The 21950-nt window shown below is 60.3% G+C and carries 15 protein-coding genes and 2 pseudogenes; 8 read left to right on the forward strand and 9 right to left on the reverse strand.

All coding sequences use genetic code 11. The features are described 5' to 3' along the window. The first annotated feature begins 35 nt into the window (after positions 1–35). From FBX99_RS05610 to msrA, 3 genes are all read left to right on the forward strand, one after another. Entirely contained in the window at positions 36–1415 is a 1380-nt protein-coding gene (locus FBX99_RS05610; RefSeq protein WP_145130870.1) for an alkaline phosphatase D family protein, read from the forward strand. 193 nt (positions 1416–1608) lie between these two features. Beyond that, positions 1609–4302, forward strand: a complete 2694-nt coding sequence (locus FBX99_RS05615; RefSeq protein WP_144928039.1) for a bifunctional diguanylate cyclase/phosphodiesterase — start codon at positions 1609–1611, stop codon at positions 4300–4302. Between the two features lie 108 nt (positions 4303–4410). Next, positions 4411–5058 carry a peptide-methionine (S)-S-oxide reductase MsrA gene (gene msrA, locus FBX99_RS05620; protein WP_144928167.1) on the forward strand — a complete coding sequence of 216 codons (648 nt, stop codon included), beginning with the start codon at positions 4411–4413 and terminating at the stop codon, positions 5056–5058. Between the two features lie 150 nt (positions 5059–5208). Here msrA and FBX99_RS05625 read toward each other — a convergent pair whose 3' ends face one another. From FBX99_RS05625 to FBX99_RS05635, 3 genes are all read right to left on the reverse strand, one after another. Then, positions 5209–6048: a 23S rRNA (adenine(2030)-N(6))-methyltransferase RlmJ gene (locus FBX99_RS05625; RefSeq protein WP_055127175.1), complete on the reverse strand. Its 840-nt coding sequence runs from the start codon at positions 6046–6048 to the stop codon at positions 5209–5211. 84 nt (positions 6049–6132) lie between these two features. Next, complete coding sequence (locus FBX99_RS05630; protein ID WP_178111841.1) at positions 6133–6864, reverse strand: DUF4123 domain-containing protein; 732 nt, start codon at positions 6862–6864, stop codon at positions 6133–6135. Then, positions 6861–8918: a type VI secretion system tip protein VgrG gene (locus FBX99_RS05635; protein WP_145130872.1), complete on the reverse strand. Its 2058-nt coding sequence runs from the start codon at positions 8916–8918 to the stop codon at positions 6861–6863. The genes FBX99_RS05630 and FBX99_RS05635 overlap by 4 nt, the downstream gene beginning before the upstream one ends. A gap of 262 nt (positions 8919–9180) precedes the next feature. Between FBX99_RS05635 and FBX99_RS05640 the strand changes: the two genes are divergently transcribed. Then, positions 9181–9675 carry a DUF2165 family protein gene (locus tag FBX99_RS05640; protein WP_144928034.1) on the forward strand — a complete coding sequence of 165 codons (495 nt, stop codon included), beginning with the start codon at positions 9181–9183 and terminating at the stop codon, positions 9673–9675. Between the two features lie 147 nt (positions 9676–9822). Here FBX99_RS05640 and putP read toward each other — a convergent pair whose 3' ends face one another. Next, positions 9823–11307: a sodium/proline symporter PutP gene (putP, locus tag FBX99_RS05645; RefSeq protein WP_144928031.1), complete on the reverse strand. Its 1485-nt coding sequence runs from the start codon at positions 11305–11307 to the stop codon at positions 9823–9825. Positions 11308–11764: 457 nt separating this feature from the next. Between putP and putA the strand changes: the two genes are divergently transcribed. Next, entirely contained in the window at positions 11765–15718 is a 3954-nt protein-coding gene (gene putA, locus FBX99_RS05650) for a trifunctional transcriptional regulator/proline dehydrogenase/L-glutamate gamma-semialdehyde dehydrogenase (protein WP_145130874.1), read from the forward strand. A gap of 173 nt (positions 15719–15891) precedes the next feature. After that, on the forward strand, positions 15892–17694 hold the full coding sequence (locus FBX99_RS05655; protein ID WP_145130876.1) for an acyl-CoA dehydrogenase: 1803 nt from the start codon (positions 15892–15894) through the stop codon (positions 17692–17694). Between the two features lie 165 nt (positions 17695–17859). Here the strand turns inward: FBX99_RS05655 and FBX99_RS05665 are convergent, their stop codons facing one another. Then, a complete protein-coding gene (locus tag FBX99_RS05665; protein WP_144928022.1) occupies positions 17860–18162 on the reverse strand; it encodes a cell division protein ZapA in 303 nt (100 codons plus the stop codon). Further along, positions 18159–18389, reverse strand: coding sequence for a hypothetical protein (locus FBX99_RS05670; RefSeq protein ID WP_144928019.1), 231 nt, complete (start codon positions 18387–18389; stop codon positions 18159–18161). Before FBX99_RS05670 ends, FBX99_RS05665 begins: the two co-directional genes overlap by 4 nt. A 323-nt stretch (positions 18390–18712) precedes the next feature. Here FBX99_RS05670 and FBX99_RS29505 point away from each other — a divergent pair. Then, positions 18713–19369 (forward strand): annotated as a pseudogene (locus tag FBX99_RS29505) (MCP four helix bundle domain-containing protein); the annotation flags it as partial. Positions 19370–19672: 303 nt separating this feature from the next. Further along, positions 19673–20272, forward strand: a pseudogene (locus FBX99_RS29510) (methyl-accepting chemotaxis protein); the annotation flags it as partial. Positions 20273–20417: 145 nt separating this feature from the next. On the opposite strand, the gene FBX99_RS05680 reads toward FBX99_RS29510, so the two are convergent. The 3 genes from FBX99_RS05680 to FBX99_RS05690 all read right to left on the reverse strand — a co-directional run bounded on the left by FBX99_RS05680 (position 20418) and on the right by FBX99_RS05690 (position 21891). Continuing rightward, positions 20418–20624: a hypothetical protein gene (locus FBX99_RS05680; RefSeq protein WP_306103466.1), complete on the reverse strand. Its 207-nt coding sequence runs from the start codon at positions 20622–20624 to the stop codon at positions 20418–20420. Positions 20625–20691: 67 nt separating this feature from the next. After that, positions 20692–21033: a DUF6124 family protein gene (locus tag FBX99_RS05685; protein WP_041022630.1), complete on the reverse strand. Its 342-nt coding sequence runs from the start codon at positions 21031–21033 to the stop codon at positions 20692–20694. Positions 21034–21447: 414 nt separating this feature from the next. Then, positions 21448–21891 (reverse strand): hypothetical protein, encoded by a 444-nt coding sequence (locus FBX99_RS05690; RefSeq protein WP_145130878.1) that lies wholly within the window; start codon positions 21889–21891, stop codon positions 21448–21450. Positions 21892–21950 lie beyond the last annotated feature (59 nt).

Here is a 21950-nt window from a genome sequence, read left to right on the forward strand (position 1 = left end):
TCCAGGCTTCGCTGAATTTTCGAATGGACTCGAACATGTTCAAACCTACCGTCGGCCCGATTGTCGGCCACACCACGACTGATCACGCACGTATTTTCCTGCGCGGAGACAAAGACCCCAGGCTTGCGGTATTCGCCGGACTTCGCTACAGGCGCCAGGGAGATACGCGATGGACGAATGAGCATCTCATCCAGTTGCATGCCCATCGCGACATGACCGATGTGATCATTTTAAGAAACCTGCAAGCCGGCACCGTCTATGAATACCAGGCCGGCTGGTTCACCGCGCCTCACACAACCACCCCGGAACCGTTGCAGCAATGGCCCGCGGACATCCATCGGTTGCGCACCCCGTCGGCGGAAACCGGCACTTCACACGCTTATATCGTGGGTTCTTGCCGATATCTGCGAATCACCGCCGGCGTCCCTACAGCCCCCGAACTCGGCGACCGCACGTTCGCCGGCATCCAGCGCATCGTCGACCAGGCCAATCCGCCAATCAGCGGTCTATTGATGGCGGGGGACCAGGTTTATCTCGACGACTTGAACATTGTGGCCCCGGACCGAACCTACAAAGACATCCTGTTCAAGTACCGCACGGTCTTTTCCCAGCCCCACATCAGCAGGTTGATGTCCTCCGTACCGACCTACATGATCCTCGACGACCATGAGATCGAAGACAACTGGCCGGCCAACAGACAAGTCGATGACGACATCCTCTACGCCAACGCCATGAGCGCTTACGAACTCTATCAAGCCAGTCATAGTCCGGCCCGCGAACTCTCAAGCGACGGCGTATTGAACAGGTCGCTGCCGCATTACTGGTATCAGCTCGCTCACGGCGACATCGAATGGTTCGTCACTGACAGCCGGACACGACGCAACGTGTCGGTGGCCGACCGGCGCATCCTGGATATCGAGCAGGAGCGGTCGCTGCTCGAATGGCTGGTGAACAGCACCGCCCGGGTCAAATTCATCGTCACCAGCGTCATGTTCTACCCCGACCGCGCATTCGATGATGGCGACGCCTGGCAGGCCTTCCCGCAACAGCGCCTGCGACTGCTGGAGTGCATTCGTCGCCATGGGGTAAAGAACGTGATCTTCGTATCCGGTGACGTTCATGGCTCCATGACCAGCCGACTCTGTCACAGCCAGGACTCCGACTTCCAGGTGCATGCCATCGTTGCCTCGCCGTTTTGCAACAGCGCACTGCTGCCTTATGCCAGCGCGTCGGATTTTATTTTCAAGCCACCCATGGCCCGGACCGAAAACGGTGACTATTACTATGAGCTGACCAGCACAGTGATCAGCCAGGACAACTTCGCACACCTGCATGTCGCGAGCCAGAGCCTTCACGTGACCTTTCACGACCGCGACGGGTATCCTCTGCAGGTGGTTGATATCCCGTTGCGCTGACGAACGGTAGCCTCCGCCAAGCCCTCTAATCGGCTGGCGACTGGAGAAATCCGCTTGTCGGTCGATAACGTTTATAGCACTTAGCCTTCATCTCTCTTGTCAGCCAGTGTCGCAATGATGCAACCTTGCGGCAATCCTTGATAACGAGGGGCGTCAGCCCGGCGCGATCAGCATTCTCGAAGCGAGTTTCCCCATGAAAAGCCAACCCGATGCCGCCAGCCGTATGGCGGCCGAGGTAGTGACGCAATTACCGGTGCCCTCGCGGCTCGGTATGCTGCGTTTCGAGCGGCTGAATGAAGCGAGCTGGGCTCTGCTGTTCCTCGACCCCAATTGCGAACGCTACTTCGGTCTGCCGGCGGTGGAGCTTTGCTCGTTGGTCAGTTCACCCTATGCCAGCCTGATGGAGCCTGAGGCGCGCTACCAGTTGCATGACGCCATCCAAGAGCAACTGGCCCAGGCCCCGCATTACCTGATCCGCTATACGCTTCACACCGCCAAGGGCCCCATGAACCTGCTGGAAATGGGTGAAGCGTACAAACAGCACAACCGCCACTTGCTGCGCGGCTACCTGCTGGCGGTGGACAACCTGCTGCAAAACGAGCCATCGATGCCGGCCCTGGATCTGGAAACCCAGAACTCGCGCCTGCAAATCGCTCTGGAGCTGAACCAGCGCGCCCAGCAGGAGCAGCTTCAGCATCTGGACCGCGTGCGCGCCCAGCAAGACCTCATCCTGCTGCTGACCCGCCAGCGCTACAGCGCCAATAATTCCTTGCTGGAAGCTGCCGAACTGATCACCCGTAGCGCCTGCGATATCTACCAGATCGATTGCGCCAGCATCTGGAATCTGGAGGACGGCAAGCTGGTGCCGATCTCCGCCTATAACCGCGCTTCCCAGGAATACTTCCGGCCGGACGTGATCGACGCCAATGAGTATCCCGACTACATGGAAGCGCTGCAGACCTGCCGCGCCATCGACGCCCATAACGCGATACGCGACCCACGTACCCGGGAAATGGCTGAAAGCCTGCGCGCCCGCAACGTCAACGCCATGCTCGATGCCAGCGTGCGGATCGACGGCCAGGTAGTGGGCGTGTTATGCCTGGAGCAGGTAGGCGCTACCCGTGCCTGGCAGTCGGACGAGATCGCCTTTGCCGGCGAACTGGCGGACCAGTTCGCCCAGGTCATCAACAACCACAATCGACGCATCGCCACCAGCGCCCTGCACTTGTTCCAGCGTGCCGTGGAGCAGAGCGCCAATGCGTTCCTGCTGGTCAACTGCGACGGTGTGGTGGAATACGTCAACCCGAGCTTCACCGCCATCACCCAATACACTACCGAGGAAGTCCACGGCCAGCGCCTCTCCGAATTACCGGCCCTGGAAAACCTCAGTGAGCTGCTGTTCGACGCGCCCTCGGCCCTGGCCCAGAGCAATAGCTGGCAAGGCGAGTTCAAGAGTCGGCGTAAGAACCTGGAACCCTACTGGGGCCAACTGTCGATCTCCAAGGTCTATGGCGACAACCGCGAGCTGACCCACTACATCGGTATCTACGAAGACGTCACCCAGACCAAGCTGGCCCAGCAGCGTATCGAACGCCTGGCCTACACCGACAACCTGACCAACCTGGGCAACCGCCCGGCGTTCATTCGCAACCTCGATGAACGCTTCGCCCGGGACAGCGACTCGCCCATCAGCCTGCTGCTGGTGGACATCGACAACTTCAAACGCATCAACGACAGCCTCGGCCACCAGACCGGCGACAAACTGCTGATCAGCCTGGCCCGGCGCCTGCGCAACAGCCTGAGCCCCAGCGGCAGTCTGGCGCGTTTCGCCAGTAACGAATTCGCCGTGCTGTTGGATGACACCGACCTGGAAGCCGGGCAACAGGTCGCCAGCCAGTTGCTGATGACGCTCGACAAACCGATGTTCGTCGATAACCAACTGATCAGCGTGACCGGCTCGGTGGGCCTGGCCTGTGCCCCGCTGCATGGCCGCGATCCCCAGACCCTGATGCGCAACGCCGGGCTCGCCCTGCACAAGGCCAAGGCCAACGGCAAGCATCAGGTCCAGGTCTTCACCGAAGCACTGAACGCTGAGGCCAGCTACAAGCTGTTCGTGGAAAACAACCTGCGCCGCGCTCTGACCCAGAACGAGCTCGACGTGTTCTACCAGCCCAAGCTGTGCCTGCGCAGCGGTCGCCTGCTGGGCATGGAAGCGCTGCTGCGCTGGAACCATCCGGAGAAAGGCATGATCCGGCCGGACCAGTTCATCAGCGTGGCCGAGGAAACCGGCCTGATCATCCCCATCGGCAAGTGGATCGCCCGCCAGGCCTGCCGCATGAGCAAGCAGTTGACCGCCGCCGGCCTGGGCAACCTGCAAGTGGCGATCAATCTGTCGCCCAAGCAGTTCTCCGACCCGGACCTGGTGGCCTCGATCGCCAGCATCCTCAAGGAAGAACAACTGCCCTCACGGCTGCTGGAACTGGAGCTGACCGAAGGCCTGCTGCTGGAAGCCACCGAAGACACCCACTTGCAGCTCGACCAGCTCAAGCGCCTGGGTCTGACCCTGGCCATGGACGACTTCGGCACCGGCTATTCATCCCTGAGCTACCTGAAGAAATTCCCGATCGACATCATCAAGATCGATCGCAGCTTCATCCATGAGATCCCGGACAACCAGGACGACATGGAAATCACCTCCGCGGTGATCGCCATGGCCCACAACCTGAAACTCAAGGTAGTGGCCGAGGGGGTCGAGACCGCCCAGCAACTGGCGTTCCTGCGCCGCCATCGCTGCGATGTCGGCCAGGGCTACCTGTTCGACCGGCCCATTCCCGGCTCGGAGCTCATCGAGAAGCTCAAGCGCTACCCGCGCGGTCCGCTCGTGTAGCTCAAGCTTCAAGCTTCAAGCTTCAAGCTTCAAGCAAACGATGGCACACTCTCACCACCTGTAGCTTGCAGCTTGCGACTTGCAGCTGCCTCCCCAAGAGGACTGATGATGGTCTTGCGCTCGGAAATTCTGGTGAACAAAAACGTGCTCCCTACTCAAGAACAAGCTTTGCCTGGCCGTGAAACCCCAATGACCGTGCCGGAAAAGCACTTCGTCCTCGACGCGCCGCTGCTGGGCCCGTTCGCCATGGACGTGGATTTTGCGATCTTCGGCCTGGGCTGCTTCTGGGGCGCCGAGCGCAGATTCTGGCAGCGCGAAGGCGTGGTCAGTACCGCCGTGGGCTACGCGGGCGGCTTCACGCCGAATCCGACCTATGAAGAGGTCTGCTCGGGCCTGACCGGCCACAGTGAAGTGGTGCTGGTGGTCTACGAACCGGCAAAGGTCAGTTATGAAGCACTGCTGAAGATGTTCTGGGAATTGCACAACCCGACCCAGGGAATGCGCCAGGGCAACGACATCGGCACTCAATATCGCTCGGTGATCTATGCCACCAACCCTGATCAACTGGCTGCCGCCAAGCACAGCAAGGACATCTTCCAGGCGGAGTTGACCAAGGCCGGCAAAGGCACCATCACCACCGAAATCGAAGAAGCCCCAACGTTCTACTTCGCCGAGGCATATCACCAGCAATACCTGGCGAAAAACCCTGAAGGGTATTGCGGAATCGGCGGCACGGGCGTGACTTGCCCGATCTGATTTACAGATTCTAAAAGCTTCGCGAGCAAGCCCGCTCCCACATGGGTTTTATGTCTGATCGTATTCTCGTGATCAACACCAACCTATTGTGGGGGCGGGCTTGCTCGCCAATGCGCCCATCCAGACACTTTCAATGCATCCGATCGCCGATCAACGCTCGGCAATCAACCAATCCATCTGCCAACCACCCTGGGTCTGCCCGAGTTTTTTCGACAGCCACGGCAGCAATTCACGCAATTCCTCCTCCAGCCCCCACGGCGGGTTGGCAATCGCCAGGCCGGAGCCGTTCAGGCTGTCGGGAGTGGCGAGTGGATGCACCAGTAATTCCACTCGCAACAGTTTTGGCGCGCCCGTGCCGGCCAGGTCCTGGTAAAAGCGACGCAGCATTCGCTGATCCTTCACCGGGTACCAGATCGCGGCCACTGTCTGACGCATCCGGCCAATGGCCTCCTTGAGAGAGGCGGCGCAACGTTGCATTTCGTCGAGTTTTTCGAAGGGCGGATCGATCAACATCAAGCCGCGCTTTTCCGCCACCGGGAGCAAAGCGCGGGGCACATGCCAACCTTCGCCCAGATGCACCGCCACACGGCGATCACCCTTCATGTTGTCCTTGAGCAGCACACCGTCCTCAGGGTGCTTTTCATTGAGCAAGACCCGATCCTGTGGGCGCGTCAGACGCCGCGCCAGCTCCGGTGAGCCCGGGTAATAGCGCAACTGTCCGTCCGGGTTCATCTCGTGCAACACTTTCATGTAGTCGGCGGTCAGCGGCGGCAGATCGTCTTGCCCCCATAAGCGTGCGATGCCTTCCAGGTATTCACCGGTACGATTGGCCTGGTCGCCCTGCAAGTCATACAACCCGATGCCCGCATGGGTATCGAGGTAAGCGAAGGGCTGTTCCTTGCGCGCCATCAGCGCGATAAGGCGGGTCAAGGTCAGGTGTTTGAACACATCGGCGTGATTGCCGGCGTGGAAGGCGTGGCGATAGTTCATGGCGGCTCCTGCGAAGGGCGACGAGTTTACCTCGAAGCACGTCGAACGTCAGGGTTTCGCAGCCGAGCGGGCGAAGACCTCCGCTCAGCCGAGCTCTTGCATCAGATACCCATGCAACTGCCCTTTTACCCCATGAACCGTTCCATGTACCTCAAGAAAATGTGCAACCTTGCGCCGCAGGATGCGCTCATCGGCGCGCTCGGACAGCTGCGGATGCTCCTCGTCCAACCACCTGAGCAGGTTATCCAGCAGGCAGTCCGTCGTGCCGCCCGCCAACGCTTTCACCAACGCGGCCGGCACCTCCCACCAGGGGAAAGTGGGTGGCGGTCGCTGGGCATTTCCCACGATCTCCAGGGCCCGACCGTTGATAAGACAACGACTGATGACCGGCAGCAACTGTCCGGCATCGACGTCATCGGACTGCAGCATGGGCTGCATGAAACGCCCATCCCAGAAACGGAAAAAAGCCGATTGGCCGCCCGGCAACAGCACCTGGGTGAGCCCACGCAGATGCTCGACGAGCACCTCCTGGCCGACCGCAGAGACCGCCAGCCAACCCCAATCGAGCGAATCGGTCGTCGCGACCCATTGAAGAAACTCACTGTCGACAGAGACTGCGCCTACATAGGGCATGACGGGCTCCCAGTCAGCGTAAGGCGTGCCCGCCCAGATCGGACTGGGCACCAACGCCATCGAGCGCCTCCAGGCCGCCAGTGGCTTTGCGCTGCTGACATTGCTGAAGATGGCGAAAAGCCGCTCGGATGCTTGCAACGGGTGCTCCCCAAGCCAGGCCTGAGGCGACTGTCTCGTACTCATGGGCGCCCTTGGATATCAGTGGGTTTGGAAAACCTGGGCAACGGTGCACAGCTGCCGTCCTTGCACCGCTCACATTCTTCACAGAACGGCGCCGAGCCTTGCAGGCTGAGGATCTGCGCCAACGACAGTGGAGCGGCCACGGCAGCGACAAGTTTCTCGGGATGACCCGGCGAGCCCGGCGTCGCGCGGATCACCGCCATCGGCCCGCCGCCGACCTCGATGGGCACGCTACTGAATATCCCGCCCGCGCCGATGCTGATCCAGTGTCCACCTGCCTGGACGGTCGCACTGGCGCCGCCATCCAACACGATCTGCTGACCAGCGCTGACATGGAAATGCTGGCTGGCACTGAGCGCCTGGCTGGTCACGCGAATGTGCCGTTCGCCAGTCACCATCAAGTGATCGTCCTGCCGTACTTCGACCTGGCGCCGCCCATGGGTGATACGCAACTCTTCGGCCTTGAGCTCATGCCGTGCCGTGCCGGAGACGACAACGCTGCGCTCGTGATCAACCTGCACGCGCTGGTCATGGAGCACATGCTGGGTCCAGTTTCGCTGGGCCCGCAGATAAATCTCCTCAGCCCCCTTGCGATCCTCGATGCGCAGCTCGTTATAACCGCCCCCGCCGGGGCTGCTCTGGCTGCGCAATATGCTGCGGGTCTTATCCGCGGGCAGATCCAGCGGCAACGGGTTCGCACCGTTGGGCAAGCAACCTACCACCAGTGGTTTGTCCACATCGCCATCCATGAAGCCCACCAGGACTTCCATGCCGACCCGGGGAATCATCACACTGCCATATCGATCATGGGCCCAGCCGGTGGCTACCCGCAGCCAACAACTGGAATGCTCGTCACCCTCGCCGTCGCGGTCCCAGATCATCTGTACCTTGACCCGTCCGAACTCGTCGCAATGAATTTCGCTGTCGACAGGTCCGCTCACCACCGCAGGCTGATAACCGTGGGCGGCAGGTTTCTCATGAAGCATCGGCGGACGAAAGAAAACGTCCCACGGCGTCGCCACAAAGGTATTGCTATAGCCTTGGAACTCATCCTCGCCATCCGTGACCGTATCCTCCAGCACTTGCGGTTGGCGGCCGCGATGGGTGATCCGTGTCAGGAGCCACAGGTCGTTCCACTGCTCCCGCGGGTGCCCATCGATTTGCATGAAGTGCCCACTGACCAGGGCGCATTGGTCGCTGCGCCCTTCGGCCAGACGGAAATCTGCTCCATGACGCTCCAGGGCGCGCCGGGTCAGGTGCCGACCATGCTCGCGGTCGGAAAACAGGCCGGGGTAGCGATAGTCCTCCAGCACCGGCTGCTGCTGGCTGTCGAGGCTGGTTTGCAAGGGCAGGCTGGGGTTACGGAAATCGTAGTCGCACAGTGTCACAACGCTGGTCCGGGTCTGGAGTCGAACAGCCAGCCGCTTGATCGCCGGTTCCCCGGCGGCCATGCCACTGCCTGGCAGATACCGCGTCGACTCGGGCAAACGGGGAAACACCGTCTGATCGTCACCAAAGACCAGCAGGTGGCCGTCAGGACTGTGGCGGAAGTGGTAATGAATACCGACCTCGGCACAGATACGCTCGATGAATGCCAGATCGCTTTCACCGTATTGCACACAGTATTCCCGTTCGGGATATTGTCCGCCGAGGTTGAACTGAAACGCATCGCCCTGGACGCCATGGTCCTTCAAGACCCGCGCAATGATCGACGGCACACTCAAGTGCTGGAAAATCCGCCGGTTGATACGGTGACGCAAGTACGCCAGGCGCGGCACCAGGCTGATCTGGTAACGGGTCAGGCGCTTGCCCGAATCGCCCTGGGCTACGCTGTAGACCTGACCGTGGACGCCACGCCCCTGCTGATCGAAAGCCAGGTAGGCCTGGCGATGCAGCAGCGATTCCAACGCCAGGTCCGCTCGTTCACTCACCAGTTCCAGATCAAAGCGAAAGGGTTCACTGATGGTTTCCTGGCCCCTGAACTCAAGCACCTTGAGCTCATTCGGCGCGCTGTCGAGCGTCAGGGTGAAACGCGGTTGGTTGGCAGGCGAGAACATCCGATGTAACTCAGCAGAATGAAAGGCGGGGGATTCTGCATGAGTCCCACGGAGAGTTGATGGGATGTCATGAAAAACAGATTTGCCTTACAAGCAGGGGGATAGAAGCTGCAAAAGCGCGCTGTATTTTCCGATAGACACTTTCTGCGTCACGACCAGCCGTCGCACGAATGAATCAGTGGTTTCTTACACCAAGACGGCCGTCGGTACTTCACGTGGGCGTGATAACGTTCCGTTGTCGCAAAAAGCAAAGGACGCCCCCATGACGGCACGTTACGCAAAAATCGCAATGATCCTGGCACTCGCCGCGTTCGCCTTTCTGACCGTGTTCAACAATGTCACGGACTACCGCTCCAATTTCAATTTCGTCCAGCACGTGCTGAGCATGGATACCACTTTCCCGGACAACGCCGCCCGTTACCGCGCCATCACCCAGCCATGGCTGTGGCACGGCGCCTACTGGCTGATCATCCTCGGCGAAGCGATCACGGCCGGGCTGCTGGGTTATGGTGCCCTGGAGTTGTGGTTGGCACGCCGAGCCGATGCCAGGGTTTTCGCGCAAGCCAAACGCTGGGGCATCGCCGGCCTGACGGTGGGATTCTTCGTCTGGTTCTTTGGTTTCATGGTCATCGGTGGCGAATGGTTTCTGATGTGGCAATCGGAAATCTGGAATGGCCAGGATGCCGCGTTCAGGTTCTACATGGCGCTACTGGGCGTTTTGATCTTTCTCAATCAACCCGATGCAGATCCGCACTGACCCGTCGCTATCGCGAGCAGGCTCGCTCCCACAAGGATTGGCGATGTCCCCAGGAGATCACGCATAAAAAAAACGGCCCGTCTCCATTGGCGACGGGCCGTTTCTCGATACAGCCTTCAGCGAGCCATCAGTGCTCGCCGAACAGACTTACTGATTCAGGCGGAAATCTTTTTCGGCTGCTTCGAAGCGCTGCAGCATACCGGCGGTAGGCGTGCCGATCTTGCTGACAACATAGATGGCCAGGCTAGCGAAGATGAAGCCCGGGATGATTTCGTATAGACCCAGCAGCTCGAAGTGCTTCCAGACGATTACGGTAATCGCACCCACCAGGATGCCCGCCAGTGCGCCGTTACGGGTCATGTTTTTCCAGATGACGGAGATCAGGACCACAGGACCGAATGCGGCACCGAAACCGGCCCAGGCGTAGCTCACCAGACCCAGTACACGGTTGCTCGGGTTGGCAGCCAGGGCAATGGCGACCAACGCCACCAGCAGCACCATGGCACGGCCGACCCAGACCAGTTCCAGCTGGGAAGCATTCTTGCGCAGGAAGGTTTTGTAGAAGTCTTCGGTCAGGGCGCTGGAGCACACCAACAACTGGCAGCTCAGGGTACTCATCACGGCGGCCAGGATGGCCGACAGCAGTACACCGGCAATCCATGGGTTGAAGAGGATCTTCGCCAACTCGATGAACACGCGCTCAGGGTTCTCGCTCACAGGGCCGGCCACATCCGGATGTGCAGAGAAGTACGCGATGCCGAAGAAGCCGACGGCCACGGTGCCGCCCAGGCACAGGATCATCCAGGTCATGGAGATACGACGGGCCTTGGCGATGGACTTGACCGAATCAGCGGCCATGAAGCGCGCCAGGATGTGCGGCTGGCCGAAGTAGCCCAGGCCCCAGCCCATCAGCGAGATGATGCCGATGAAGGTGGTGTTCTTCAGCATGTCGAACGACGTCGGGTCTTTTGCCTCGATGGCCAGGAACGTGGTGTCCACGCCGCCGGTGGCCAGCAATACGATGATCGGTGTCAGGATCAGCGCGAAGATCATCAGGGTGGCTTGTACCGTATCGGTCCAGCTCACAGCCAGGAAACCACCCACGAAGGTGTAGGCGATGGTCGCTGCGGCACCGGCCCACAATGCGGTCTCGTAGGACATGCCGAAGGTGCTTTCGAACAGGCGGGCACCGGCCACGATGCCGGAGGCGCAATAGATGGTGAAGAATACCAGGATCACCACTGCAGAGATGATGCGCAGCAGGCCGCTCTTGTCTTCGAAACGACTGGCGAAGTAATCCGGCAGCGTCAGCGCGTCGCCGTTATGCTCGGTCTGTACCCGCAGGCGACCGGCGACGAACAGCCAGTTCAGGTAGGCGCCGATGACCAGGCCGATGGCGATCCAGCTTTCCGACAGGCCGGACATATAGATGGCACCGGGCAAACCCATCAACAACCAGCCACTCATGTCCGAGGCACCGGCGGACAATGCGGTCACAACGCTGCCCAGGCTGCGGCCGCCCAGGATGTAATCGGAAAGGTTGTTGGTGGAGCGATAAGCCATCAGGCCGATCAGGACCATGGCTGCGATGTAGATCACGAAGGTGATCAGGGTTGGATTACTAACACTCATGAGTTACGCCCTGGCTTTGTTTTTATGTAGCGGTGGCAGAGAAAGCGTCGACGACGAAGACGTGTAGCGACGATTTGCAGGCCCGCGAATGTATGACTGATGTTTCCCCAGGAAAGCCATCAGCCGATGCCCCTCGGCTTGAACCGGTTGCACCTTGGCCGCGAATGCTATTCAACAAACGAAATAAGGTGCAACCAGTTTCGCTCAAATCAGTTGCACCTGATCGGTTTTCTCAAAAAAAGTGGTTTTTTGCTCCCTTTTAGTGCAGTTAATCAGGTCCGGCTAGAAGCCAAAGCACTAAGGCAGTGCAAGGTAGACATGCCGAGGTTTTATTCCTGACGAGCTGTCTGATATTTCGTCAAAAAAAGGGTTGCACCCGGTTGCACCTCAATCAGCTCGCAGCTAATCTTGCGCCAGCTGATGCCACGCCGTACGTGGTAAACATGAGGATAAAAATATGGCTACCACCACCCTTGGGGTCAAACTCGATGACCCGACCCGCGAACGCCTGAAGGCGGCCGCGACCTCGATTGATCGCACACCTCACTGGCTGATCAAGCAGGCAATTTTCAATTACCTGGAAAAACTCGAGGGTGGTGCAACCCTGACCGAGCTGAACGGCTCGATCCGCGCAGAGGGCGACGACGCTGGCGATGTCCAGGTCGACCACGCCCACCAATGTTTCCTGGAATTTGCCGAGAGCATCTTGCCGCAATCGGTCCTGCGCGCCTCCATCACCGCCGCTTACCGTCGCCCCGAGCCGGAAGTGGTGCCAATGCTGATCGAACAGGCTCGCCTGCCGGCCGAAATGGCCGAAGCCACCAACAAGCTGGCGGCGTCGATTGCAGAGAAACTGCGCAATCAGAAGAGTGCCGGTGGTCGTGCCGGTATAGTCCAGGGCCTGTTGCAGGAGTTCTCCCTGTCCTCCCAGGAAGGCGTGGCACTGATGTGTCTGGCCGAAGCACTGTTGCGCATCCCGGACAAAGGCACACGTGATGCGCTGATCCGCGACAAGATCAGCACCGGCAACTGGCAGCCGCATCTGGGCAACAGCCCGTCACTGTTCGTCAATGCCGCGACCTGGGGCCTGCTGCTGACCGGCAAACTGGTCGCCACCCACAACGAAGCCGGCCTGACTTCGTCCCTGAGCCGTATTATTGGCAAAAGCGGCGAGCCGATGATCCGCAAGGGCGTCGACATGGCCATGCGCCTGATGGGCGAGCAGTTCGTCACCGGCGAAACCATCGCCGAAGCCCTGGCCAACGCCAGCAAATTCGAATCCAAGGGTTTCCGCTATTCCTATGACATGCTGGGTGAAGCCGCACTCACCGAGCATGACGCCCAGAAATACCTGGCCTCGTACGAACAAGCCATTCATTCCATCGGCAAGGCTTCCCATGGCCGTGGGATCTATGAAGGCCCTGGCATCTCCATCAAGCTCTCGGCCCTGCACCCGCGTTACAGCCGCGCCCAGTACGAACGCGTCATGGACGAGTTGTACCCACGCCTGCTGTCGCTGACCCTGCTGGCCAAGCAATACGACATCGGCCTGAACATCGACGCCGAAGAAGCCGACCGTCTCGAACTGTCCCTGGATCTGCTGGAGCGCCTGTGCTTCGAGCCGAAGCTGACCGGTTGGAACGGCATTGGCTTCGTGATCCAGGCCTACCAGAAGCGCTGCCCGTATGTGATCGACTACGTCATCGACCTGGCCCGCCGCAGCCGTCATCGCCTGATGATTCGCCTGGTAAAAGGTGCCTATTGGGACAGCGAGATCAAGCGTGCCCAGGTCGAGGGTCTGGAAGGTTATCCGGTGTATACCCGCAAGGTGTACACCGACGTTTCCTACATCGCTTGCGCGCGCAAGCTGTTGTCGGTACCGGAAGTCATCTACCCGCAGTTCGCCACACACAACGCCCATACGCTGTCGGCCATCTATCACATCGCCGGTCAGAACTATTACCCAGGGCAGTACGAATTCCAGTGCCTGCACGGCATGGGTGAACCTCTGTACGAACAGGTTGTAGGCAAGGTTTCCGAAGGCAAGCTGAACCGTCCGTGCCGCGTGTACGCCCCGGTCGGTACCCACGAGACGCTGCTGGCCTACCTGGTCCGTCGCTTGTTGGAAAACGGCGCCAACACCTCGTTCGTCAACCGCATCGCCGACCAGTCGATTTCCATTCAGGAACTGGTAGCCGACCCGGTTGCCAGCATCGAGCAGATGGCGACCCTGGAAGGCGGTTTCGGCCTGCCGCACCCACGCATTCCGCTACCGCGTGACCTGTACGGCAGCGAACGCGCCAACTCCAGCGGCATCGACATGGCCAACGAACATCGCCTGGCCTCGCTGTCCTGCGCCCTGCTGGCGACAGCCCACAACGACTGGAAAGCCGCACCGATTCTCGGTTGCGCCGCCAGTGAAGAAACCCCGACGCAGGTTTTGAACCCCTCCGACCACCGCGATGTGGTCGGCCAGGTGCAGGAAGCCACGGTCGAGGACGTCGACAACGCCATCCAGTGCGCCCTCAACGCCGCACCGATCTGGCAAGCCACGCCACCGGCGGAACGCGCCGCAATCCTCGAGCGTGCCGCGGACCTGATGGAAGGCGAGATCCAACCACTGATGGGCCTGCTGGCCCGGGAAGCCGGCAAGACCTTCGCCAACGCCATCGCCGAGGTCCGCGAAGCGGTGGATTTCCTGCGCTACTACGCGGTACAGGCACGCAACGACTTCAGCAACGATGCCCACCGCCCGCTGGGCCCTGTGGTCTGCATCAGCCCGTGGAACTTCCCCCTGGCGATCTTCAGCGGCCAGGTTGCCGCCGCGTTGGCTGCCGGTAACCCGGTACTGGCCAAACCGGCTGAACAAACGCCGCTGGTTGCCGCCCAAGCCGTGCGCCTGATGCTCGAAGCCGGCATCCCGGAAGGCGTGCTGCAGCTGCTACCGGGCCGTGGCGAAACCGTCGGTGCCCGACTGGTGGGCGACGAGCGGGTCAAGGGTGTGATGTTCACCGGGTCCACCGAAGTCGCCCGTTTGCTGCAACGCAACATCGCCGGTCGCCTGGACAACCAGGGTCGCCCGATCCCGCTGATCGCCGAAACCGGCGGTCAGAACGCCATGATCGTCGACTCATCGGCCCTGACCGAACAAGTCGTGATCGACGTGGTGTCGTCGGCCTTCGACAGCGCCGGTCAGCGTTGCTCGGCCTTGCGGGTCCTGTGCTTGCAGGAAGACTCCGCAGACCGCGTCATCGAAATGCTCAAGGGTGCCATGGCCGAATCGCGCCTCGGCAATCCTGAGCGCCTGTCCGTCGACATCGGTCCGGTGATCGATGCCGAAGCCAAGGCTGGCATCGAGAAGCACATCCAGGCCATGCGCGACAAAGGTCGCACCGTGTACCAGATGGCAATCGCCGACAGCGACGAGTGCAAACGCGGCACCTTCGTGATGCCCACCCTTATCGAGCTGGAAAGCTTCGATGAACTGCAACGCGAGATCTTTGGTCCGGTGCTGCACGTGGTGCGCTACAAGCGCAAGGAACTGGATCAGTTGATCAATCAGATCAATGCCTCCGGCTACGGCCTGACCCTGGGCGTGCATACCCGCATCGACGAAACCATCGCCAAGGTGATCGACAACGTCCATGCCGGTAACGTCTATGTAAACCGCAACATTGTCGGTGCCGTGGTCGGTGTACAGCCGTTCGGTGGCGAAGGCCTGTCGGGCACCGGTCCGAAAGCCGGTGGTCCGCTTTACCTGTACCGTTTGCTGTCGACACGTCCTACCGATGCGATCCAGCAATCCTTCGTCCGTAGCGACGCTGTCAGCGCTCCGGACATGCGCTTGCGTGAAGCCATGAGTAAGCCGCTGACCGCCCTGCAAGCCTGGGCCGACAGTCAGAAACTCGCTGAACTGAGCACCTTGTGCGTGCAGTTCGCAGCCCAGTCGCAAAGCGGTATCACCCGCCAGCTGACCGGCCCGACCGGGGAACGCAACAGCTACGCCATCCTGCCCCGCGAGCACATACTCTGTCTGGCCGACGTGGAAGGCGATCTGCTGACGCAACTGGCTGCCGTACTGGCCGTGGGTGGCTCGGCCGTGTGGCCGGAAACCGACACGAGCAAGGCCCTGTTCGCACGTTTGCCGAAGGACATTCAGGCGCGCATCCAGCGCGTTTCCGACTGGACCAAGGACGATGTGGTGTACGACGCGGTCCTGCATCACGGCGACTCGGATCAACTGCGCAGCGTTTGCCAGCAAGTGGCCAAACGTGCCGGCGCCATCGTCGGGGTCCATGGCCTGTCCCAGGGCGAAACCGGCATTGCACTGGAACGCCTGGTGATCGAGCGAGCGTTGAGCGTCAACACCGCTGCGGCGGGCGGTAACGCCAGTCTGATGACCATCGGTTAAACGCAGCTGCGGGTTTCAAGCGGCAAGCGGCAAGTAAGAGCCAAGACAATCCTGCTCTTACTTGAAGCTTGCCGCTTGAAGCTTGTGCTGCTCTATCACCCCCATCAATCATCCTGTTCAGCCTCTATTCCCGGTTCTAGACTCGGCCCCATTCCAAAGAAAGGTAGGCCGCCATGTCCGAGACGTTGCTCAGTTCCCGCAATCTGGCTTTCGAGCTGTATGAAGTCCTCGATGCCGAGGGCCTGACCCAGCGCGAGCGGTTCGCCGAGCACAATCGCGAAACTTTCGATGCGGCCATCGGTACAGCCCTTAGCATCGCCGAGAAATACTTCGCGCCGCACAACCGCAAGAACGATGAAAACGAGCCCCGTTATGAGAACGGCGAGGCGATCCTGATTCCAGAAGTGAAGCCGGCCGTGGATGCCTTCCTGGAGGCTGGTTTTCTCAACGCAGCGCGCAGCTTCGAGGCCGGCGGCATGCAACTGCCGACGTTGTTGTCCCAAGCCTGCTTCGCCCATTTTCAATCCGCCAATGCCGCGTCGACTTCCTATCCGTTCCTGACCATGGGCGCGGCGAACCTGATCGAAAGCTTTGGCGACGAGGAGCAGAAACGCCGCTTCCTGCAGCCGATGATCGAGGGTCGCTTCTTCGGCACCATGGCCCTGACCGAACCCCATGCGGGCTCTTCGCTAGCGGATATCCGTACACGTGCAGAGCCGGCGTCCGACGGCACCTATCGACTCAAGGGCAACAAGATCTTCATTTCCGGAGGCGATCATCCGCTGTCGGAAAACATCGTGCACATGGTCCTGGCAAAACTGCCGGACGCTCCGCCAGGCGTGAAGGGCATCTCGCTGTTTATCGTGCCCAAGTTCCTGGTCAACGACGACGGCAGCCTCGGCCAGCGCAACGACGTGCTCCTGGCCGGGTTGTTCCACAAGATGGGCTGGCGCGGGACCACGTCCACGGCGCTGAACTTCGGCGACAACGGTGAATGTGTCGGTTACCTCGTGGGGAAACCGCACCACGGGTTGAGCTACATGTTCCAGATGATGAACGAGGCGCGGATCGGTGTCGGGATGGGCGCGGTAATGCTGGGATACGCCGGCTATCTGTATTCCCTCGACTACGCCCGCGAACGCCCACAGGGCCGGGTACCCGACAGCAAGGACCCGACCACCGCTCCCGTGGCGATCATCCAGCATGCCGATGTACGCCGCATGCTGCTGACCCAGAAGGCCTACGTCGAAGGCTCGTTTGACCTGGGCCTGTATGCCGCGCGGCTGTTCGACGATACCACCACCCTTCAAAGCGAGACCGAGCGCAGACGCGCCCACGAGTTGCTGGACCTGCTGACCCCGATCGTCAAATCCTGGCCCTCGGAGTTCTGCCTGAAGGCCAACGAACTGGCGATCCAGATACTCGGCGGGCATGGCTACACCCGCGAGTACCCGGTCGAGCAGTATTACCGCGACAACCGCCTGAATCCGATCCACGAAGGCACCCACGGCATCCAGTCCCTGGACCTGCTGGGACGCAAACTGGCGCAGAACGGCGGCGCCGGGCTCAAGCAATTGATCCGCCTGGTGGCCGATACCACCGAACGCGCCCAGGCGCATGCATCATTGACGGACCTGCGTCAGCCATTGGAGGCCCTGGTAGCGCGCCTGCAATCAGTCACTCTGGGTCTACTGACCGACCTGGCCCAAGGCAAGGTCAACAGCAGCCTCGCCAACTCGGCCCTGTACCTCAAGGTGTTTGGGCATATGGTGATCGGCTGGCGCTGGTTGGAACAGGCCATTCGCGCCGAGGAGGGCCTGGCCAGGGGCAATCTCGCGGACAGCGACTTCTACAAAGGCAAGCTGCAAGCGGCGAGGTATTTCCTGACGTGGGAAATACCGGGTTGTCATCATGAGCTGGCACTGCTCGAAGCACGGGACGGTACGTGTCTTGAAATGCGGGATGAGTGGTTCTGATCCGGGTTTTGTAGCGTGGCGCAAATCGCTTGAACACTGATTGAGCGGTCACCCAAATCCACTGTGGGAGCGGGCTTGCTCGCGAAGACGGCACTACATTCAGCACTGAAGCAAGCTGATCCACCGCCTTCGCGAGCAAGCCCGCTCCCACAGGTCATCATCCATTCAGGCCTGCTGAATCGTCTTGGAAATGACATCGACGGTGGCGCTGACCTGCTCCTGATAACGGTCGAGCTCCGCCTGATGCTGCTTCTGCAGTTCTATCTGCTGTGAGCACAGGTTCATTGCCGCCAATACCAACAGACGATCACCGATCAGCGTCGGGTATTTTCTCTTGGTGTCGGCCAGGGCAGCCTTGAGCATCGCAGCGGCGTCCAGCAGGGCCTGTTCCTGCCCGGCCGGAGCCTTGATCGAATAGTCTTCTCCCAGGATCGAGATCACCGTCACCCCATCGGCGCCGTGCCTCATGCGCTGACAGGACCGGTGCTGGCCCGCTCGATCAATGCCTGGATACGGGCGGCGGTAGTGCCGTGGAGTTCTTCCTGCTCCATCAGGCTCAGTTGCAGGCTTTCGTTTTCATCCTTGGCCCTGGCAAGTTCCGCGCTCAGGGTTTCGTTCAGGCCGGTGAGATGACGATTCTGTTGCACCAGGTCATTGACCAGTTGCTCCAGCTGGCTGAGGGATGCTTCCAACATATTGATTTCCAGGCTTTTTCAGGGGGCGCGTACGATAAAGAAAAGTCACTGCCGATGCCATGGTTTGCAGGACGACGGTGCTTCGCTGGCGAGTTGTAGAGACTACGAATGGGGAATCTGGTTCCTGCCCTTCGTCGCACCGACGATGTGACTGTGCGACAAAAGCACGCAGCAGCCTCAAGACTTCCACCCCATGACCGATAATTCAGTGACACCAGCCACAGCCCGCACGGACGCGCTTCTTCCCGGTACCCTCCATGTCCCTACGTAATATGAATATCGCGCCGCGGGCGTTCCTGGGGTTTGCCCTGATCGGTGCCCTGATGCTGGCGCTTGGGGTGTTCGCCCTGACCCAGATGAGCAAAATCCGCAGCTCCGGCGAAAACATCGTCGAGAACAGCGTGCCCAGCATCCAGGCCCTGGACGAGTTCACCCAGCTCACCCTGCGCCTGCGCGTATTGTCCTATCGCTTGCTGGTCAACCGCGAGCCGGATATCCAAAAGAAAACCTTTGAGCTGTTCGAACAACGCAACCAGCAGATCCGCACGGCCCAGACCGCCTATGAAAAACTCATCAGCGCCCCTGAAGAACGGGCTGCTTATGACCAGTACGTGCAACTGCTGGGTCAGTATCGTCAGCTCGAAGAGCGGATGAAGACGCTGTCACGCAACAATCAGATCGATGAATTGCGCACACTGCTCAACACTGAGCTGCTGAGCAATTCCGACGCCATCAATGTCGTCATCAACCGCTTGATGGAGATCAACAATCAGCAAGCCGAAGCGCTCAACCAAGGCGCTACGCAACAGTACTCGACCGCTTTCAATTGGGTCGTCGTTCTGCTGGTCATCGCCACCGGCCTGACCTTGCTGTTCGCCTGGCTGCTGACCAACAGCATCACCCGCCCGATTGGCAGCGCCCTGAACGCCGCCGAAGAAATAGCCAAGGGCAACCTGACCCGGCCGATCACCGTGGATGGCAATGACGAAGCCGGTCGCCTGTTGCGGGCAATGGCGACCATGCAGGAAAAACTGCGCGACACCCTGCAGCGGATCTCCGGCTCGGCGACCCAACTGGCTTCCGCCGCCGAAGAGCTCAACAGCGTCACCGACGAAAGCGCCCGTGGCCTGACCCTGCAGAACAACGAAATCGAACAGGCCGCCACCGCGGTCAATGAAATGACCAGCGCCGTGGAAGAAGTGGCGCGCAATGCGGTCAGCACCTCCGAAGCCTCGAAGAACGCTACTTCCTCCGCTGGCGACGGTCGGGACCTGGTGCAGGAAACCGTCAGCGCCATCGAACGCATGAGCGCCGACGTGCAAGGCACTGCCACGCTGATTGGCAACCTGGCGGATGAATCACGCGACATCGGTAAGGTGCTGGATGTGATCCGCGGCCTGGCGGACCAGACCAACCTGCTGGCCCTGAACGCCGCCATCGAAGCCGCCCGTGCCGGCGAAGCCGGTCGCGGCTTTGCCGTGGTGGCGGACGAAGTACGCGCCCTGGCCCATCGCACCCAGCAGTCGACCAGCGAGATCGAACGGATGATCGGCAGCATCCAGAGCGGCACGGAGCAGGCCGTGAACTCGATGCGCAACAGCACCGAACGCGCCGAGTCGACCTTGAACATCGCCCGCGGCGCCGGTCTGTCCTTGGACACCATCAACACCGCCATCGTCGAGATCAACGAACGCAACCTGGTGATCGCCAGCGCCGCCGAAGAACAGGCCCAAGTGGCCCGCGAAGTGGACCGCAACCTGGTGAACATCCGCGACCTGTCGGTGCAATCGGCCACCGGCGCCAACCAGACCAGCGCCGCCAGTGCCGAACTGTCGCGCCTGGCGGTGGACTTGAACAGCATGGTGGGGCGGTTCAGCCTCTGATCCTCGGGCATTAAATGCCTCGCTCCGTGCCCACCCTCTCGGGTCACGGAGCGCTCCCTCATCGGCCTTAGACGACTAGATCATTGGACCGGCTGTGCAACTGCTTCAGCAGGTTCAGTTGCCAGCCGGTTCTAAGTTTCCAGTTTCAGTCCAACTCGGCAACCACGGCCATGGCGGCCGGATCATACAGGCCAGCGGCGACCCGCACGCCGTCCAGCGAAGCTTCGCTGGTGTCGAGCAGGTCGCGGTAAAGCGAAACCCGCGTGGCGATGTCATCCGGTGCGGCAGCGAGTCGGGCCATCAGGGCGTTGCGGTTGGCAGTCGGCACGGTCCAGGAATCCGAAGGGAACATGCGGCGTATGCTGTCGCAAAAAACGGGTTTGATCGACACCCATCGATCAAACCCGAACACCTTCGTTCTACCTGGGATCGACCACGTCCAGCGCCCGGTTCGCCAGGAGCTGGCCCAGTTCAATCAACTGTTGCAGGCCCAAGGCAAAATGCCGCCGGGAACCGTCCAGCTCGAATGCCAGATCCCCGGCCATGACGTTGGCGGAGGCCAGGGTTTCGCTGAGGTTGGCCAACAGGCTCTCTGCATCCACGCCCTGGACGATGGTGAACAGTTGGTCTGGGGCCGGTTGCTTATCGGGTGGATTGGGTTTGGGGTTCAGGTAAGAATCGATGACGCGTTCGGCGTTGGCATCGGCGGCGATGTCCAGGTGCAGCGGTGGGACGGGTGGGTCTGGGATGAGTTTGTCCATGGGTACTCCTAACGTCAGTTGGAGCCGCCACGGCTCGCGACTAAACGAGGTGGGGTGGCGGCTGTACGCAGGTTAGTCGACCGGGACGTTAGGAAACCGGCGCACCCGAAAGTGCCCTGCGCACAGCCACCATAAAATCAGCGGCAACACCGTAGCCTGACTTTAAGGAGAACCTTGCGCCTAACGATTACCGAGCGACTAAACCCGACCGCTGAATGGGCAGCGGCAAACACAGGCTAGACACCGAAATCAGCAGGCGCAAGAGGTTGGGATTTTCTAGGAAATGTCCTGCAAGTCAATGGGAAAGGTCTCTATACAAAGTGTTTCGCTTTGTATGCATCGCCCATTTTCATACGATCCTTTTCCGCGTCTTGCACTGCCCCGGCCGAGGGCGGCCGCATCAAGGTAGGAATATCAATGAGCCCCCTGCCCGGTCGATTCAGATGGAGTGGACATGACGGCCGGCTCGATTACCTTGGCGGAACGCCCTGTATCAATGTCTCGTACCTCGTAATACCACCACTTCATCGAAGAGGTACCATAAAGGCCATAGGTGTGACCTCCCACCAGGTCAACGGTCATTTCAACGGGTCGTGAGTATTCGGTTCCAATAGCACGGTGAACGGAAATTTTGTGCCTTCCCGCTCCGAGTCGATACTCGGTTTGGCGAGCTAGCCAATAGAGCGACGTATCGTCATCGATCTTGGCTATCGACAGCGCCTTGTCGAACTGCCGAATTGTCGCGACCTCGTCCCAGGGCTTTCCTTCTGCGCTTTTATGCTCGTAATGAATGCATCCCGTCAGCGAGAAGCAGAACAGAGTCATTGCTATAAAACGTAAGATGACAGCGTATTTCATCAATATCCCTCCATGGTTTAAATCGAAACTGCGAATTCCGTGACACATCGGTCATCTGT

Origin of the sequence: Pseudomonas sp. SJZ074 (assembly GCF_007828215.1) — a bacterium.
Lineage (GTDB): Bacteria > Pseudomonadota > Gammaproteobacteria > Pseudomonadales > Pseudomonadaceae > Aquipseudomonas.

Bases quoted from the DNA above. Each gene is read 5' to 3' on its own strand.
- FBX99_RS05610 (WP_145130870.1), top strand. From the start codon at position 36: ATGTTCAAACCTACCGTCGGCCCGATTGTCGGCCACACCACGACTGAT.
- FBX99_RS05615 (WP_144928039.1), top strand. From the start codon at position 1,609: ATGAAAAGCCAACCCGATGCCGCCAGCCGTATGGCGGCCGAGGTAGTG.
- msrA (WP_144928167.1), top strand. From the start codon at position 4,411: ATGGTCTTGCGCTCGGAAATTCTGGTGAACAAAAACGTGCTCCCTACT.
- FBX99_RS05625 (WP_055127175.1), bottom strand. From the start codon at position 6,048: ATGAACTATCGCCACGCCTTCCACGCCGGCAATCACGCCGATGTGTTC.
- FBX99_RS05630 (WP_178111841.1), bottom strand. From the start codon at position 6,864: ATGAGTACGAGACAGTCGCCTCAGGCCTGGCTTGGGGAGCACCCGTTG.
- FBX99_RS05635 (WP_145130872.1), bottom strand. From the start codon at position 8,918: ATGTTCTCGCCTGCCAACCAACCGCGTTTCACCCTGACGCTCGACAGC.
- FBX99_RS05640 (WP_144928034.1), top strand. From the start codon at position 9,181: ATGACGGCACGTTACGCAAAAATCGCAATGATCCTGGCACTCGCCGCG.
- putP (WP_144928031.1), bottom strand. From the start codon at position 11,307: ATGAGTGTTAGTAATCCAACCCTGATCACCTTCGTGATCTACATCGCA.
- putA (WP_145130874.1), top strand. From the start codon at position 11,765: ATGGCTACCACCACCCTTGGGGTCAAACTCGATGACCCGACCCGCGAA.
- FBX99_RS05655 (WP_145130876.1), top strand. From the start codon at position 15,892: ATGTCCGAGACGTTGCTCAGTTCCCGCAATCTGGCTTTCGAGCTGTAT.
- FBX99_RS05665 (WP_144928022.1), bottom strand. From the start codon at position 18,162: ATGAGGCACGGCGCCGATGGGGTGACGGTGATCTCGATCCTGGGAGAA.
- FBX99_RS05670 (WP_144928019.1), bottom strand. From the start codon at position 18,389: ATGTTGGAAGCATCCCTCAGCCAGCTGGAGCAACTGGTCAATGACCTG.
- FBX99_RS05680 (WP_306103466.1), bottom strand. From the start codon at position 20,624: ATGTTCCCTTCGGATTCCTGGACCGTGCCGACTGCCAACCGCAACGCC.
- FBX99_RS05685 (WP_041022630.1), bottom strand. From the start codon at position 21,033: ATGGACAAACTCATCCCAGACCCACCCGTCCCACCGCTGCACCTGGAC.
- FBX99_RS05690 (WP_145130878.1), bottom strand. From the start codon at position 21,891: ATGAAATACGCTGTCATCTTACGTTTTATAGCAATGACTCTGTTCTGC.